Here is a 14,595-nt window from a genome sequence, read left to right on the forward strand (position 1 = left end):
GGACGCGGCCGTACGGTATCGGGCGCGCGCCCCGGCGGCGGGGGCGCGCTCGGCCGCGCCGGGGCGGCGGGGCCTCCGGGCGCGGGCCGCACCGGGCTCCGGGCACCGGGGGCCGTGGCACCCGGCGCGGCGGCCGTACCCGGACGTGGGCCCGGAACCCCCGAACCGGGGACCGTGGCCGGCATGGGCACGGAGCGGGCCGGAGGCGTCGTACGGGCATCCGGGCCTGCGGCGCGGGAAGTCTCAGCCGCACCCGGAGCCGTGGTCGGCATCGGTACGGAACGGGCCGGAGGCGCCGCACCCGCGCCGGCACCGGGGCCCGAAGCGCCGGGTGCGTCAGGTGTACCCGGGCGTACACCGGCGACACCCGAAGGGCGGGGGCCGGGAGCTGTGCCGCGTGCGGGCGCGCCGGGTGCCGTGGTGGGCCGGGGTGGGACGGATCGCCCCTCGCCCGGGGCGGGCGGAGCCGCCGTACGAGCGGCGGGCGCGGGCCCCGGCGCCGCGGCGGGGGCCGACGGCCCCCGAGGAGTGGTGCCGGAGCGTACGGCCGGATCCGGCGGTACGGATCCCGGCGCGCCCGGTCGCGCCGGAGCGGCGGCGTCGGACGCCGTACGGGCACCGGGCCGGAGCGGTGGCGCCGCCGGCGCGGCGCGGTCGCCGGACGGTGCGGGCGGAGCCGAAGGGCCGGTCGCGGGTGGGGCGGTGGCGGCCCGGCTCCCGGTATCCGTCGCACCGGCTCCCGCACCGGCTCCCGCGCCCGGTTCGCGCGGCGCGGCCCGGCGCGGGTCCGGGGGCCGCGGGGCGTCGTCGGGGGTGCGGGGGTGGGGCGGGGTGGTTCTGAGGCGGGTCGTCGCCTTGTCGCGCGGGGGCGGGGTGCGCAGGGGGCGGGTGGGCTCGTCGCGCCGGGCCGAGGAGGACGCCGAAGCGGCGGGCGGGCGGCGGGCGGAGGGGTCGGTGGGGGCGCCGGACGGACCCGTCGGGGCCGTGAGCGCCTCCGTCGGCTCCGGCTCCGGCGGAAGCACCGCATCCGTGATCCGGGAGCGGGGCGCGGACGTGGCGGCGGCGGCGCCGACCGCGTCGTTTTCGGGCGGCGGGGCTTTCCGGCCGGTGGAGTCGGATGTCTCCGTATTCATGCCGCCCCCGATCTCCCGTATCCGCACCTTCGTCGGATCGCCCCTCGCAGCATGCTTGTTCGTCTCCGCGCGTGCGTCACTCTACGGGGTGTCGCGGGCGGTCAGGGACCCGGAGGAGGAGCCTCCCCCCGGGAACGGCTGATCTGCCCCGATCGTCCCCCTACCCCGCGGTAATCGGGTCTGGCAGGCTCTGGCCATGACTCACCGCGCAGCGGACCGGGCCCGCTACGACCGGGCCACCGCCCATCTCGACGCGCCGTTCGCCGTCGTCGATCTGACGGCGTTCGACGCCAACGCGGCGGACCTCGTCCGCCGGGCGGGCGGCAAGCCGGTGCGGATCGCCAGCAAGTCGGTGCGCTGCCGGGCGCTGCTGGAGCGGGCGCTGGCCCGGGACGGCTTCGCCGGGGTGATGTCGTTCACGCTCGCGGAGTCGATCTGGCTGGCGCGCGCCGGTTTCGGGGACGTACTGCTGGCGTATCCGTCGGCGGACCGCGCGGGGTTCGCCGAACTCGCGGCCGATCCGAAGCTCGCCGCCGCGGTGACGGTCCTGGTCGACGATCCGGCGCAGCTGGAGCTGATCGACGCGGCGCGCGCGGGCGGCACGGAGGAGATCCGGGTCTGTCTGGAGCTGGACACGGCGCTGCGGCTGCTGGGCGGCCGGATCCGGGTGGGGGCGCGGCGCTCCCCGCTGCACACCCCGGAGAGGCTGGCGGAGGTGGCGCGGTCCGTGGCGCGGCGGCCGGGGTTCCGGCTGGTGGGGCTGATGGCGTACGAGGGGCATGTCGCGGGTGTCGGTGACGCGGTCGAGGGGTATCCCGTGGTGTCCCGGGGCGTCCGGCTGATGCAGCGGACGGCCCGCCGTCAGCTGGTGGCGCTGCGGGCCGAGGCGGTACGGGCGGTCCGCGCGGTGGTGCCGGACCTGGAGTTCGTCAACGGCGGCGGGACCGGCAGTGTGCAGCACACGGCGGCCGAGGACGCGGTGACGGAGATCGCGGCGGGTTCGGGGCTCTACGTGCCCCGGCTCTTCGACCACTACACGGCCTTCTCGGGGCGTCCGGCGGCCCTGTTCGCCCTGCCGGTGGTGCGCAGGCCGGGGGTGGGGGTGGTGACGGTGCTCGGCGGGGGCTATCCGGCGTCGGGTCCGGCGGGCCGGGACCGGTTGCCGGAGCCGTATCTGCCGCCGGGGCTGCGGTACGACCGGCAGGAGGCGGCGGGCGAGGTGCAGACACCGCTGCTGGGCTCCCCGGCGGACGATCTGCTGATCGGGGACCGGGTGTGGTTCCGGCACGCCAAGGCCGGGGAGTTGTGCGAGCGGTTCGACGTCCTGCATCTGGTGGAGGGCGACCGGGTGGTGGGTTCGGTGCCGACGTACCGGGGCGAGGGCCGGACGTTTCTGTAGCGGTGGTGCCGTACCGCCGGCCGGCCGCACGGCACCACCGGCGTCCCCTACAGCGGTGTCACATACGCCCCGGAGATCCCGCCGTCCACCAGGAAGTCGGTGGCGTTGACGAACGAGGAGTCGTCGCTTGCGAGGAAGGCGACCGCAGCGGCGATCTCGTCGGCCCGGGCGAACCGTCCGACGGGGATGTGGACGAGCCGGCGGGCGGCGCGCTCGGGGTCCTTGGCGAAGAGTTCCCGGAGCAGCGGGGTGTCGACGGGTCCCGGGCAGAGCGCGTTGACCCGGATGCCCTCGCGGGCGAACTGGACGCCGAGTTCGCGGGACATGGCGAGGACGCCGCCCTTGGACGCGGTGTACGAGATCTGGGAGGTGGCCGCGCCCATGATCGCCACGAAGGACGCGGTGTTGATGATGGAGCCGCGGCCCTGGCGGCGCATATAGGGGATGGCGGCCTTGCAGCAGAGGTAGACGGAGGTGAGGTTGGTGTCCTGGACCCGCTGCCACGCTTCGAGGCCTGTGGTGAGGATGGAGTCGTCGTCGGGCGGTGAGATACCGGCGTTGTTGAAGGCGACGTCGACGGAGCCGTAGGTGTCGTACGCGGTCTTGAAGAGCGCCTCGACCTGCTCGGGGTCGGTGACGTCGACCCGGACGAACAGCCCGCCGACCTCGTCGGCCGCCGCCTTGCCCGCGGTCTCGTCGATATCGGCGCAGACGACGTGCGCGCCCTCGGACGCGAGGCGGCGCGCGGTGGCCAGGCCGATGCCGCTGCCCGCGCCGGTGACGACGGCGGTACGGCCCACGAGGCGGCGGCAGACAGCCGGGGAGCCCGCGGCGGAAGGGGGCACTGTCATGGGGTCAGACCTCCGTACTGAAGAAGACGTTCTTGGTCTCGGTGAAGGCGGCGAGGGCGTCGGGGCCCAGTTCGCGGCCGAGGCCGGACTGGCGGTAGCCCCCGAAGGGGGTCCAGTAGCGGACGCTGGAGTGCGAGTTGACGGAGAGGTTGCCCGCGCGGACGGCGCGCGAGACGCGGACGGCGCGGCCGATGTCGCGGGTCCACAGGGATCCGGAGAGCCCGTAGTCGGTGTCGTTGGCGAGCCGGATCGCGTCGGCCTCGTCGTCGAAGGGGATGACCGCGGCGACGGGTCCGAAGATCTCGTCGCGGGCGGCGGGGTCGGCGGGGTCGAGTCCGGTGAGGACCGTGGGCGGGAACCAGAAGCCGGGCCCGTCCGGTGCGGTGCCGCGGATGCCGGGCAGGTCGTCGGGGACGTAGGAGCGGACCCGGTCCAGTTGGGCGCGGGAGATCAGCGGGCCCATCCGGACGGTCTCGTCGGCCGGGTCGCCGACGGTGACGGCCTCGATCGCGGGGGTGAGGAGTTCGATGAAGCGGTCGTGGACGGAGCGTTCGACGAGGATCCGGGTCCTGGCGCAGCAGTCCTGGCCGCTGTTGTCGAGGAACGACATGGGGGTGGCGGCGACGGCGGTCTCCAGGTCGGCGTCGGCGAAGACGATGTTCGGGCTCTTGCCGCCGAGTTCGAGGGTGACGCGCTTCACGGTCCCGGCGCAGCGGGCCATGATGCTCTTGCCGACCCGGGTGGACCCGGTGAAGACGATCTTGGCGATGCCGGGGTGGTCGACGAGGGCGGTGCCGGTGATGTCGCCCGCGCCGGGCAGGACCTGAAAGAGGTGCTCGGGGAGCCCGGCCTCCAGGGCGAGCCGGGCGAGCCGGAGGGCGGTGAGGGGGGTGGTCTCGGCGGGTTTGAGGAGGACCGCGTTCCCGGCGGCGAGCGCGGGGGCGGTGCCCCAGGCGGCGATCGGCAGGGGGAAGTTCCAGGGGGCGATGACGCCGACGACGCCGAGGGGTTCGAGGAGGGTGATGTCGAGGCCCCCGGCGACCGGGATCTGCCGGCCGGTGAGGCGTTCCACTCCCCCGGCGCTGTAGTCGAGGAGGTCGCGGACGTTCCCGGCCTCCCAGCGGGCGTTGCCGATGAGGTGTCCGGCTTCGAGTACCTCCAGCCGGGCGAGTTCCTCGATGTGGTCGTCGACGACGGCGGCGAAGCGGCGCAGCAGCCGGGCCCGGTCGGCGGGGGCGGCGGCGGCCCAGATGTGCTGGGCCGCGGCGGCGCGGGCGACGGCGGTGTCGACCTCGGCGGGCGAGGTCGCGGCGACCTTCTCGACGAGTGCGCCGGTGGCCGGGTTGAGGACCTCGTGGTACGCGGCGTGCACGGCGTTCCTTTCGGGGGTGCGGAGCCGTACCGGCCGGCCGGAGGCGGGCCGGGACGGGTCAGTGGCGTTCGAAGGAGCGGCGGCGTTCCCAGTCGGTGACGGCGGCGTCGTACGCGGTGAGTTCGACCCGCGCCATGTTGAGGTAGTGGGCGACGACCTCGGCGCCGAACGCGGCCTTGGCCACGGCGCTGGTCTCCCACAGTTCGGCGGCCTCGCGCAGGGTGGCCGGCACCCGGGCGTGTCCTGCGGTGTACGCGTTCCCGGCGCACGGCTCGGGGAGTTCCAGTTCCTGTTCCACGCCGTACAGACCGGCGGCGACGAGTCCGGCGACGGCCAGATGGGGATTGACGTCCCCGCCGGGGAGCCGGTTCTCGAAGCGCAGGGACGGGCCGTGGCCGACGACCCGAAGGGCGCAGCTGCGGTTGTCGTGTCCCCAGGCCACGGCGGTGGGGGCGAAGGATCCCGGCTGGAACCGTTTGTACGAGTTGATGTTGGGCGCGTACAGCAGGCTGAACTCGCGGAGGGCGGCGAGCTGTCCGGCGAGGAAGTGCCGCATCACGGGCGACATTCCGCCGGGTCCGTTCCCGGCCATGACATTGGTGCCGTCGGCGTCGGCGAGGGAGAGATGGATATGGCAGGAGTTGCCCTCGCGCTCGTTGTACTTGGCCATGAAGGTGAGGGAGACGCCTTCCTGGGCGGCGATCTCCTTGGCGCCGGTCTTGTAGACGGCGTGCTGGTCGCAGGTGACGAGGGCTTCGTCGTAGCGGAAGACGATCTCGTGCTGGCCGGGGTTGCACTCGCCCTTGGCGGACTCCACGGTCATTCCGGCGGCGGTCATCTCGTTGCGGATCCGGCGCAGCAGGGGTTCGATCCGGCCGGTGCCGAGCACCGAGTAGTCGATGTTGTACTGGTTGGCGGGGGTCAGTCCGCGGTAGTCGCGGTCCCATGCCTCTTCGTAGGTGTCCTTGAAGACGATGAACTCCAGCTCGGTGCCGACGTTCGCGGTCCAGCCGTGTTCGGCGAGCCGGGCGAGCTGGTGGCGGAGTACCTGCCGGGGGGCGGCGTCGACGGGGCCGCCGTCGCTCCGGGCGAGATCGGCGATGAGGAGGGCGGTGCCGTCGTTCCAGGGCACACGGCGCAGGGTGGCGGGGTCGGGGCGCATGGCGAAGTCGCCGTACCCCCGGTCCCAGGAGGACATGGCGTAGCCGTCGACGGTGTTCATCTCGGTGTCGACGGCGAGCAGGTAGTCGCAGCCCTCGGTGCCGTGGGTCAGGACCTCGTCGAGGAAGAACGGCGCGGCGAACCGCTTGCCCTGGAGCCGTCCCTGCATATCGGGGAAGGCGAGGACCACGGTGTCGATGGTCCCGTCGGCGACGAGGGCGCGCAGCTCTCCGACGGCGAGCGGGGGTGTTCGGTCGGCCACGGGTTCGCGCCTCCTTGGGTCGGCCGGGAGCCATAAGGTATTGCTGAAGACCATTGATTGGGAAGAGGAAACGACGACGTGGCGCGAACGGCAACGCGCACGGGGGAACCGCGGACGGCGGACACCCCGGCGGAGCACGAGTGATGGGGGCGACGGATGAGACGGCGGACGCGACCGTGAACGGCGCGACGGGCGCGGCAGGCGCGGCACACGTGGCAGGTGCGACGGGCGCGACGGACACCGCGGGCGGGCCGGAAGCGGCGGACGTTCAGGACCGGGCGGCGGCCGTGCTGCGGCCGGTGCGCGCGGGCAACGGCTTCGAGGAGGCGCTGGAGCAGATCCTCCAGCTCCTCCGGCTCGGCCTGGTCCCGGCCGGCGGGCGGCTTCCGGCGGAGCGCGAGCTGGCCGAGCTGATGGGGATCAGCCGGGTGACGCTGCGGGAGGCCCTGAAGGTCCTCACCGACCAGGGGCTGGTCGAGAGCCGCCGCGGGCGCTACGGCGGGACGTTCGTCCTGCCCCGCCCGGACGCCTACGGCGAGGACGAGTTGCGGCGCAGGCTGGCGGGCAGGGACGTGGAGGACACCCTCCGCTTCCGGGAGGTGCTGGAGGTCGGCGCGGCCGGACTGTGCGCCGCGCACGAGCTGACGGCCGAGGGCGCCGACCGGCTGCGCGCGGCGCTGGCGGCCACCCACGACGCGCCGCTCGCCGAGTACCGGCGGCGGGACACCCTCCTCCATCTCACCCTCGCCGAGCTGTCGGGATCGCCGTCGCTGGCCGGCCGGTACGCGGCGGTCCGGGCCGGCCTCAACGACCTGCTGGACTGCATCCCCCTCCTGGTCCGGAACCTGGAGCACTCCCAGCGGCAGCACACGGCGGTGGTCGATGCGGTACTGGCGGGGGACGCCGACGGGGCGCGGGAGACCATGCGCGAGCACTGCGCGGGTACGGCGGCGCTGCTGCGGGGATTCCTGTCCTGAGGCAATCCCTGTCCCGAGGCACCGCCCCGGAGGAGGGCCCCGGTACCGCCCCGCGCGGACGACATCGCCGCAGAGGTCTTGCGCAACTCCCGGACGTACCGCAAAGGTGTCGCCCTAAACCTTTGAATGCCGGGAGTGATCCACCATGGCCGAAGGAACCACCAGCAGACCCGAGTCCCCGGAACCGACGCTCCCCCGGCGGAACTCCCCCGACGACGACGCGTACCTCCGGCGCCGGATGCTGCGCCGGGGCAGCGCGGGATGGCTGCTGCTGACCGGTCTCGGTGTGGCGTACGTCGTCTCCGGGGACTTCTCCGGCTGGAACATCGGTCTGTCGAAGGGGGGTTTCGGCGGGCTCGCCGTCGCGATGGTCCTGATGGGCGTGATGTACGCGTGTCTGGTCTTCGCCCTCGCCGAACTCTCCGCGATCCTGCCGACCGCGGGCGGCGGCTACGGCTTCGCCCGGCGGGCCCTGGGCCCCTGGGGCGGCTTTCTGACGGGGACGGCCATCCTCATCGAGTACATCCTCGCGCCCGCCGCGATCTCCATCTTCATCGGCGACTACGTCGAATCGCTGGGCCTGTTCGGTCTGGAGTCGGGCTGGCCGGTCTATCTCGCCTGCTTCGCCGTCTTCATCGGGATCCATCTGTGGGGCGTGGGCGAGGCCCTGCGGTTCAGTCTGGTCGTCACCGCTATCGCGGTGGCCGCGCTGCTGATCTTCGCGATCGGCGCGTTCACCGACTTCAGCGCGGCCCGGCTGGACGACATCCCGGTGGACGGGGACGCGTTCGGGGCGAGTTCGTGGCTGCCGTACGGACTCCTCGGGATCTGGGCGGCGTTCCCGTTCGGGATGTGGTTCTTCCTCGGGGTGGAGGGCGTACCGCTGGCCGCCGAGGAGGCGAAGGACCCGGTGCGGTCGCTGCCGAGGGCGATGGCGATCGCCATGGGCGTCCTGGTGCTGCTGGCCGTGGTGACCTTCCTCGCCGCGACCGGGGCCCGGGGCTCCGCGATCATCCAGGAGGAGGGGAACCCGCTGGTGGTGGCCCTCCAGGGGCACGGCGACCCGACGGCGCTCAGCCGGTTCGTCAACTACGCGGGGCTCGCGGGCCTGGTGGCCTCCTTCTTCTCCCTCGTCTACGCGGGCTCCCGGCAGCTGTTCGCGCTCTCCCGCGCCGGATATCTGCCCCGGTTCCTGTCGCTGACCAGCCGCCGCCGGTCGCCCTATCTCGGGCTGCTGGTCCCGGGCGCGATCGGGTTCGCCCTCGCCGCCTCGACCGGCGACGGCGGACGGATGCTGAACATGGCGGTGTTCGGGGCGACCATCAGCTACGCCCTGATGGCGCTCTCGCATATCGTGCTGCGGCGGCGCGAGCCGGGCCTGCACCGCCCGTACCGCACCCCCGGCGGCACGGTCACCTCGTCCGTCGCCTTCGTCCTCGCGCTCTCGGCGCTGGTGGCGACGTTCCTGGTGGACAAGGAGGCGGCGCTGATCGCCGTGGCGGTCTACGGCGTGGCCCTCGCCTACTTCGCCCTCTACAGCCGTCACCATCTGGTGGCGAAGGCCCCGGAGGAGGAGTTCGCCGCCCTGGCCGCCGCCGAGGCGGAGCTGCGACACGACTGACGGGGCACCGCACCGGAACAGGACCGGAGCAGGACCGGAGCAGGACCGGAACAGGACCGGAGCAAGATCGGGACAGCCGGACGGACGGACGAAGGAGGGATGGCCGTGCCGAAGCCGCTGATCGGCGTCACGACGTATCTGAACCCGGCCGTGTGGGGGGTGTGGAAGCTGCCCGCCGCGCTGCTCCCGGCCGCCTATCCGCAGCTGGTGCAGCGCTCGGGCGGACTGGCGGCCCTGCTGCCGCCGGACGCGGGACCGGGCGCCGCGCGGGAGGCGGTGGCCCGCCTCGACGGGCTGGTCGTCGCGGGGGGCGCCGATGTGGAACCCGTACGGTACGGGGCCGAGCCCCACGCCAGGACCGGGCCGCCCGCGCGCGACCGGGACGTCTGGGAGCTGGCCCTGATCGACGCGGCGCTGGAGTCGGGCACCCCGCTCCTCGGGATCTGCCGGGGCATGCAGCTCCTGAACGTGGCCCTCGGCGGCACCCTCACCCAGCACATCGAGGGCCATACGGGCGGCGAGGGCGTCTTCGGCAGCCACCGGGTGACCCCGGTCCCGGGCACGCTGTACGACGCCCTGGCCCCGGCGCCCGTGGAGGTCCCCACCTACCACCACCAGGCGGTGGACCGTCTCGCCCCGCCCCTGACGGCCTCGGCCCACGCCGACGACGGCACCGTGGAGGCGGTCGAACTCCCCGGCCCCGGCTGGGTCCTGGGCGTCCAGTGGCATCCGGAGATGGGCGACGACCTCACGATCACCGAGGCACTGGTCCGGGCGGCGGACGGGCGGCGGAGCGGCCCCTGAGCGGCGTTGCGGCTCAGAACAGCCGGGGCACGCTGGCGACGAGCCGCGCCGTATAGGCGTGTTCCGGGGCGGTCAGGACCCGGTCCGTCTCGCCCTGTTCCACCACCCGGCCGCCGCTGAGGACCGCCGTACGGTCGCAGAGGGACGCCACCACGGACAGGTCGTGGGAGACCATGATCAGCGCCAGTCCGCGTTCCTCGCGCAGTTCGCGCAGCAGCTCGACGACCTTGACCCGGGTGGTGACGTCGAGCGCGCTGACGGGTTCGTCCGCGAGCAGCACCCGGGGGTCGCAGACGACGGCGCGGGCGATCGCGACGCGCTGCCGCTGCCCGCCGGAGAACTCGTGTGGATAGCGGTCGGCGGCGTCGGACGGCAGTCCTACGGCGGTGAGCGCGGCGGCCACCCGGGGAGCAGCGTCGCGCCGGGACGCGAGCCCGAGGGAGCGCAGCGGTTCGGCGACCGAGTCGCCGACGCGGCGGCGCGGGTCGAGGGACGCGTAGGGGTCCTGGAAGACGCACTGCACACCCCGGCGGAAGTGCCGCGTCCGGGCCCGGTCGCGGGGGCGCAGCTCTTCGCCGTCGTAGCGGACGGTTCCGGCGGTGGGGCGGGCGAGGCCGAGGAGGAGCCGGAGCAGGGTGGTCTTGCCGGTGCCGGACTCGCCGACGACGGCGAGGCTCTCACCGGGGCGGACCGCGAGGGAGACATCGGTGAGGACGGGGGCGCCGCCGCCCCGGTAGGCGTAGGAGACCCGGTCGGCCTCCAGCAGGGCGCCCGCATCGGCGGCGGTGGTGGCGGCGGTGATGTCGGGGGGCGTACGGCCGTCGGCTGCGGTCATCGGGGCGTCCTCCGTCCCGTCAGGGCGTTCTCCAGCGTCCGCGCGCTCTCCACGAGCGCCGCGGTGTAGGGGTCGCCGGGGGCGGTGACGACGTCCCGTACCGGCCCTTCCTCGACGGCGCGGCCGTCCTTCATCACCAGCACCCGGTCGGCGACGCCCGCCACCACGGCCAGGTCGTGGCTGATGAACAGCAGGGCCATGTCCCGCTCCCGGACCAGCGCGTCCAGCAGCTCCAGCAGTTCGGCCTGGACGGTGACGTCGAGGGCGGTGGTGGGCTCGTCGGCGATCAGCAGCCGGGGCTCGCAGGCCAGTGCCATGGCGAGGGCGACGCGCTGCCGCTGGCCGCCGGAGAGTTCGTGCGGGCGGGACCGGGCGATCCGGCCGGGTTCGGGGAGCCGTACCCGCTCCAGCTCCTCGGTGACGGCCTTCCGCAGGGCCGTGCCCTTGAGCCCTCGGTGCCGGGCGAGCGGTCCCGCGATCTGGTTGCCGACGCGCATCAGGGGGTCGAGCGCCGTGAGCGGCTCCTGGAAGACGATCGCCGCGTCCCGTCCCCGGACGGCCGTGAGGCGCTTCTCGGACGCGCCCACGATCTCGGTCCCGGCGAGTTCGACGCTGCCGTCGGCGGTGAGGGCTTCGGGCAGCAGTCCGAGCGCAGCCAGGGACGTCAGGGACTTTCCGGAGCCGGACTCGCCGATGAGGCCGAGGCGTTCGCCGGGGGCGACGGTGAAGGAGAGCCGGTCGACGAGGGTACGGCCGGTCCGGGTGCGGACGGTCAGCTCGCGGACCGCGAGGAGGGGGGTCATGCGCGTCCTCCGCGGCTGGTGGGGTCGAGGGTGTCGCGCAGTCCGTCGGCGATCAGGTTGACGCCGACGACGAGCACGACGAGGAGGATGCCGGGCGCGAGGGCGCCCGCGGGCGCGGTGGTGAAGGTGGCCTGGGCGTCCAGCAGCATCCGGCCCCAGGAGGCGTTGGGCGGCGGCGCGCCGAGGCCCAGATAGGACAGGCCTGCCTCGGCGAGGACGGCGAGGCCGAACTGGAGGGCCAGGTTGACCACGAGGGTGGGCCAGATATTGGGCAGGACGTGTCCGGTGACGATCCTGGTCCAGCCGGTGCCGGAGGTCCGGGACGCGGTGATGAAGTCCTGGGCGAGTACGCGTTTGGCCAGGACCCGCACGAGGCGGGCCACGACCGCGCTCTGGGCGATGCCGATGGCGAGGATCGCGGAGCCGAGGCTGCCGGAGCGGGCGGCGACGATCAGCATCGCGAGCAGCAGGGTGGGGAAGGCGATGAGCAGGTCGAGGAAGGCGGAGAGGGTGTCGTCGAGCCAGCCCTGCGCGAAGGCGGCCAGCAGTCCCAGTACGGTGCCCAGCGCGGCGGCGATCAGGACGGAGCCGAGGCCCGCCTGCATCGCGATCTTCGCCCCGTTCATCACCTGGGTGAGCAGGTCGCGGCCGAGTTTGTCGGTGCCGATGAGATGGTCGCCGCCGGGCGGGGCGAGCCGTCCCCCTGAGGTGTCGTCGGTGGCGTAGGGCAGCCAGAAGAGGGAGACCAGGGCGAGCAGGGCGATCGATCCGGCGAGTACCACGCCGGTGATCAGGGTGTACGACCTGCGGGCCCCGACGGCCTTTTCGACGGCCGGGGCCGGGGCCGCGGTGGTGGGGACGGTGGTCATCGGGAGCCTCCCGCGAGTCCGGACCGCAGCCGGGGGTCGACCACGCGCTGGACGAGGTCGGCGGCGAAGCCGATCAGCAGCACCGCGAGGGTGGAGACGAACAGCACGCCCTGGATGACGGGGTAGTCGTGCTGGCTGATGCCGGTGGTGAGCTGGGAGCCGAGGCCGGGCAGGGCGAAGACGGACTCCACGACCACCGCGCCGAGGAGGGTGGAGGCGAGTTCGATGCCGAGGACGGAGATGACGGGTACGGAGGCGTTGCGCAGCCCGTGCCGCCACATCGCGCCCCGGAAGGTGGCGCCGAGGGCCCGCGCGGTGCGCAGGTAGTCGCTGTCGAGGACGTCGAGCGTGGCGGAGCGTACGTACCGGATCAGGGACGCGCTCATGACCAGGGCGACGGTGATGACGGGCAGGGTCAGGGCGCGGACGGCCTCGGTGGGGTCGGCCCAGCCGTCGGGCGGGAAGCCGCCCGACGGGAACCAGCGCGCGTTGACCGCGAGCACGGCGACCAGGATCATCCCGAGCCAGAACACCGGGATCGCGATGCCGAGCTGGGAGACCCCGCTGAGCAGGGCGCCGTACCAGGTGTGCCGCCGGTGGGCGGCGACGAACCCGGCGGGGATCGCGACGGCGACGGCCAGCAGGAACGCGGCGAAGGTGAGCGGGAGGGTGACCTGGAGCCGGGTGGCGATCTCGGGGCCGACGGGGAGGGAGCTGACGAAGGAGGTACCGAAGTCGCCGCGGACGAGCTGTCCGATCCAGTGGACGAACTGCTCGGGCAGCGGGCGGTCGGAGCCGATCGCCGCGCGGGCGGCGGCGATCTGCTCGTCCGTGGCGCCGACGGCGGTGAGCGCGTTGGCCGGGTCGCCCGGCAGCATCCGCAGCAGGACGAAGAGGACGACGGTGGCCAGCGCCAGCGACACCAGGAGGAAGGCCAGGCGTCGCAGGACGTAACGGGTCATCGGTTCTTCTTGATGTCGTAGGCGTAGAACTGGGAGTTCAGGCCGTTGAGCGGGTAGCCGGAGACCCGGCTGTCGGCGACGACGATCTGGGGGTAGAGGTAGAGCCACTCGCTGGCCGCCTCCTGGGCGGTGGTGCGGTTGACCTTCTTCAGGAGTTCGGTCTGCCCGGCCGCGGTCGCGGACCGCTCGGCCTCCTCGACCCAGCGGGTGACCTGCGGGTTGTCATAGCCCCAGTAGAAGTCGGGGTTGCCGTACCAGACCAGGTCGCGGTCGTTGACGTGCTCCTGGAGCGTGGCGTCGAAGTCCTTGTTCTTGTAGACCTTCGTGTACCACTCGTCCGGGGTGATGGTGTCGATCTTCACCTTGATGCCGACGTCGGCGAGCTGGGCGGCGATGAAGGTGGCGGCGGTGGGGTGCGGGTCGTAGGACGGGGTCTGGAGGGTGAAGGTGAAGCCGTCGGGGTGACCGGCCTCGGCCAGCAGCTTCTTCGCCAGCTGCGGGTCGTACGGGTCGGTGCCGGTGAGGTCCTCGTACCAGGGGTCGGTGGGCGGGACCATGGAGCCGATGAGCTTGCCGCGACCGCCCCAGACGGATTCCAGCAGCTTCTTGTCGTCGATGGCGGCGGCGACGGCCCGGCGGACCCGGACGTCGGTGAACGGCTTCGCCTTGTCGTTGAAGGCGAGCAGCAGCTTGGTGGTGGAGTCGCCCTCGGTGACCCGGTAGCGGGGGTTGTTCTCGAACCGGTCGAGCGCATCGGGCGACTGCTGGCTGGTGACGAGGTCGACGCCATTGCTGAGCAGGGCGTTGTTCAGCGCCGACGCGTCCTTGAAGTAGCGCAGCACGACCTTCTTGCTGGCGGCCTTCTCGCCCCAGTAGCCGGGGAAGCGGTCGAGTCCGAGGGACGAGCCGCGGGTCCACTTCCCGAGCCGGAAGGGCCCGGTGCCGTCGGCGTCGGCGCGGAGGTCCCCGGCCTCGGAGTTGACGATCCAGACGTAGCTCAGGTTGTAGACGAAGGAGATCGACTTCTGGGAGAGCGTGACGCGGACGGTCTTCGGGTCGGGGGCGGTGACCGTCTTGACGACGGAGAGGTTCTTCTTCCGGGCGGACTGGGAGTCGGGGGCGATCACCCGCTCCAGGCTGTGCTTGACGTCGTCGGCGGTGAGCTTCTTGCCGCTGTGGAAGGTGACGCCGTCGCGGAGGGTGAAGGTGTAGGTCAGTCCGTCCGGGGAGACCTGGTGCGAGGCGGCCAGGAGGGGTTCGACCTTGCCGGTGTCGGTGAGCCGGAACAGGCCCTCGTACACATTGCCGTGGAGGGCCTCGGTGACGCCCTGGCCGCCGCCCGCGGTGTTGTCGAGGTTCTGCGGCTCGTAGAGGGAGCCGATGGTGACGGTGGCGTCGGGGTCGTGCTTCCCGGTCCCGGCGGAGCCGCCGACCGGGTCGCCGCCGCAGGCCGTGAGGGTGAGCGCGAGGACGACGGCGGCGGCGGTGACGGCGGGCAGGGCGTGGCGGCGGGTGCGGGCGGTGGCGCTCATATCGGGGGCTGCGC

Annotated in this window: 12 protein-coding genes; 4 read left to right on the forward strand and 8 right to left on the reverse strand. The window is 73.4% G+C overall.

Annotated elements, in window-relative coordinates; all coding sequences use genetic code 11:
- The first annotated feature begins 1,329 nt into the window (after positions 1 to 1,329).
- Entirely contained in the window at positions 1,330 to 2,532 is a 1,203-nt protein-coding gene (locus ACFXG1_RS27290; RefSeq protein WP_384713006.1) for an amino acid deaminase/aldolase, read from the forward strand.
- Positions 2,533 to 2,579: 47 nt separating this feature from the next.
- Here ACFXG1_RS27290 and ACFXG1_RS27295 read toward each other — a convergent pair whose 3' ends face one another.
- From ACFXG1_RS27295 to ACFXG1_RS27305, 3 genes are read right to left on the reverse strand one after another with little or no spacing between them, the layout of a single operon-like run.
- Positions 2,580 to 3,383: a 3-oxoacyl-ACP reductase gene (locus ACFXG1_RS27295; protein WP_384713003.1), complete on the reverse strand. Its 804-nt coding sequence runs from the start codon at positions 3,381 to 3,383 to the stop codon at positions 2,580 to 2,582.
- A gap of 4 nt (positions 3,384 to 3,387) precedes the next feature.
- Complete coding sequence (locus ACFXG1_RS27300; RefSeq protein WP_384744963.1) at positions 3,388 to 4,755, reverse strand: aldehyde dehydrogenase family protein; 1,368 nt, start codon at positions 4,753 to 4,755, stop codon at positions 3,388 to 3,390.
- Positions 4,756 to 4,813: 58 nt separating this feature from the next.
- Positions 4,814 to 6,178, reverse strand: a complete 1,365-nt coding sequence (locus ACFXG1_RS27305) for a glutamine synthetase family protein (RefSeq protein ID WP_384712997.1) — start codon at positions 6,176 to 6,178, stop codon at positions 4,814 to 4,816.
- 143 nt (positions 6,179 to 6,321) lie between these two features.
- Here ACFXG1_RS27305 and ACFXG1_RS27310 point away from each other — a divergent pair, with 143 nt between their 5' ends.
- The 3 genes from ACFXG1_RS27310 to ACFXG1_RS27320 all read left to right on the forward strand — a co-directional run bounded on the left by ACFXG1_RS27310 (position 6,322) and on the right by ACFXG1_RS27320 (position 9,580).
- Positions 6,322 to 7,155, forward strand: coding sequence for a FadR/GntR family transcriptional regulator (locus ACFXG1_RS27310; protein ID WP_384712994.1), 834 nt, complete (start codon positions 6,322 to 6,324; stop codon positions 7,153 to 7,155).
- Between the two features lie 145 nt (positions 7,156 to 7,300).
- Positions 7,301 to 8,776: an ethanolamine permease gene (gene eat, locus ACFXG1_RS27315; RefSeq protein ID WP_384712991.1), complete on the forward strand. Its 1,476-nt coding sequence runs from the start codon at positions 7,301 to 7,303 to the stop codon at positions 8,774 to 8,776.
- A gap of 105 nt (positions 8,777 to 8,881) precedes the next feature.
- A complete protein-coding gene (locus tag ACFXG1_RS27320) occupies positions 8,882 to 9,580 on the forward strand; it encodes a gamma-glutamyl-gamma-aminobutyrate hydrolase family protein (RefSeq protein WP_384712988.1) in 699 nt (232 codons plus the stop codon).
- A gap of 13 nt (positions 9,581 to 9,593) precedes the next feature.
- On the opposite strand, the gene ACFXG1_RS27325 is transcribed toward ACFXG1_RS27320, so the two are convergent.
- Genes ACFXG1_RS27325 through ACFXG1_RS27345 form a run of 5 tightly spaced genes read right to left on the reverse strand, consistent with a single transcriptional unit; the run spans position 9,594 to position 14,581 of the window.
- The gene (locus ACFXG1_RS27325) at positions 9,594 to 10,415 is read right to left on the reverse strand and encodes an ABC transporter ATP-binding protein (RefSeq protein WP_384744967.1); all 822 of its coding nucleotides are present in this window, start codon (positions 10,413 to 10,415) and stop codon (positions 9,594 to 9,596) included.
- The gene (locus ACFXG1_RS27330) at positions 10,412 to 11,218 is read right to left on the reverse strand and encodes an ATP-binding cassette domain-containing protein (protein WP_384744969.1); all 807 of its coding nucleotides are present in this window, start codon (positions 11,216 to 11,218) and stop codon (positions 10,412 to 10,414) included. The genes ACFXG1_RS27325 and ACFXG1_RS27330 overlap by 4 nt, the downstream gene beginning before the upstream one ends.
- Positions 11,215 to 12,087 (reverse strand): ABC transporter permease, encoded by an 873-nt coding sequence (locus ACFXG1_RS27335; protein WP_384712982.1) that lies wholly within the window; start codon positions 12,085 to 12,087, stop codon positions 11,215 to 11,217. Before ACFXG1_RS27335 ends, ACFXG1_RS27330 begins: the two co-directional genes overlap by 4 nt.
- Positions 12,084 to 13,049 carry an ABC transporter permease gene (locus tag ACFXG1_RS27340; RefSeq protein ID WP_384744971.1) on the reverse strand — a complete coding sequence of 322 codons (966 nt, stop codon included), beginning with the start codon at positions 13,047 to 13,049 and terminating at the stop codon, positions 12,084 to 12,086. The genes ACFXG1_RS27335 and ACFXG1_RS27340 overlap by 4 nt, the downstream gene beginning before the upstream one ends.
- Positions 13,046 to 14,581, reverse strand: coding sequence for an ABC transporter substrate-binding protein (locus ACFXG1_RS27345; RefSeq protein ID WP_384723825.1), 1,536 nt, complete (start codon positions 14,579 to 14,581; stop codon positions 13,046 to 13,048). Before ACFXG1_RS27345 ends, ACFXG1_RS27340 begins: the two co-directional genes overlap by 4 nt.
- Between the last annotated feature and the right edge of the window lie 14 nt (positions 14,582 to 14,595).

Origin of the sequence: Streptomyces sp. NPDC059248, assembly GCF_042753905.1 — a bacterium.
Classification (GTDB): Bacteria; Actinomycetota; Actinomycetes; order Streptomycetales; family Streptomycetaceae; genus Streptomyces.

Excerpts from the sequence above, each read along its gene's own strand:
- ACFXG1_RS27290 (WP_384713006.1), top strand. The coding sequence starts at position 1,330 with ATGACTCACCGCGCAGCGGACCGGGCCCGCTACGACCGGGCCACCGCC.
- ACFXG1_RS27295 (WP_384713003.1), bottom strand. The coding sequence starts at position 3,383 with ATGACAGTGCCCCCTTCCGCCGCGGGCTCCCCGGCTGTCTGCCGCCGC.
- ACFXG1_RS27310 (WP_384712994.1), top strand. The coding sequence starts at position 6,322 with ATGGGGGCGACGGATGAGACGGCGGACGCGACCGTGAACGGCGCGACG.
- eat (WP_384712991.1), top strand. The coding sequence starts at position 7,301 with ATGGCCGAAGGAACCACCAGCAGACCCGAGTCCCCGGAACCGACGCTC.
- ACFXG1_RS27325 (WP_384744967.1), bottom strand. The coding sequence starts at position 10,415 with ATGACCGCAGCCGACGGCCGTACGCCCCCCGACATCACCGCCGCCACC.
- ACFXG1_RS27330 (WP_384744969.1), bottom strand. The coding sequence starts at position 11,218 with ATGACCCCCCTCCTCGCGGTCCGCGAGCTGACCGTCCGCACCCGGACC.
- ACFXG1_RS27335 (WP_384712982.1), bottom strand. The coding sequence starts at position 12,087 with ATGACCACCGTCCCCACCACCGCGGCCCCGGCCCCGGCCGTCGAAAAG.
- ACFXG1_RS27340 (WP_384744971.1), bottom strand. The coding sequence starts at position 13,049 with ATGACCCGTTACGTCCTGCGACGCCTGGCCTTCCTCCTGGTGTCGCTG.
- ACFXG1_RS27345 (WP_384723825.1), bottom strand. The coding sequence starts at position 14,581 with ATGAGCGCCACCGCCCGCACCCGCCGCCACGCCCTGCCCGCCGTCACC.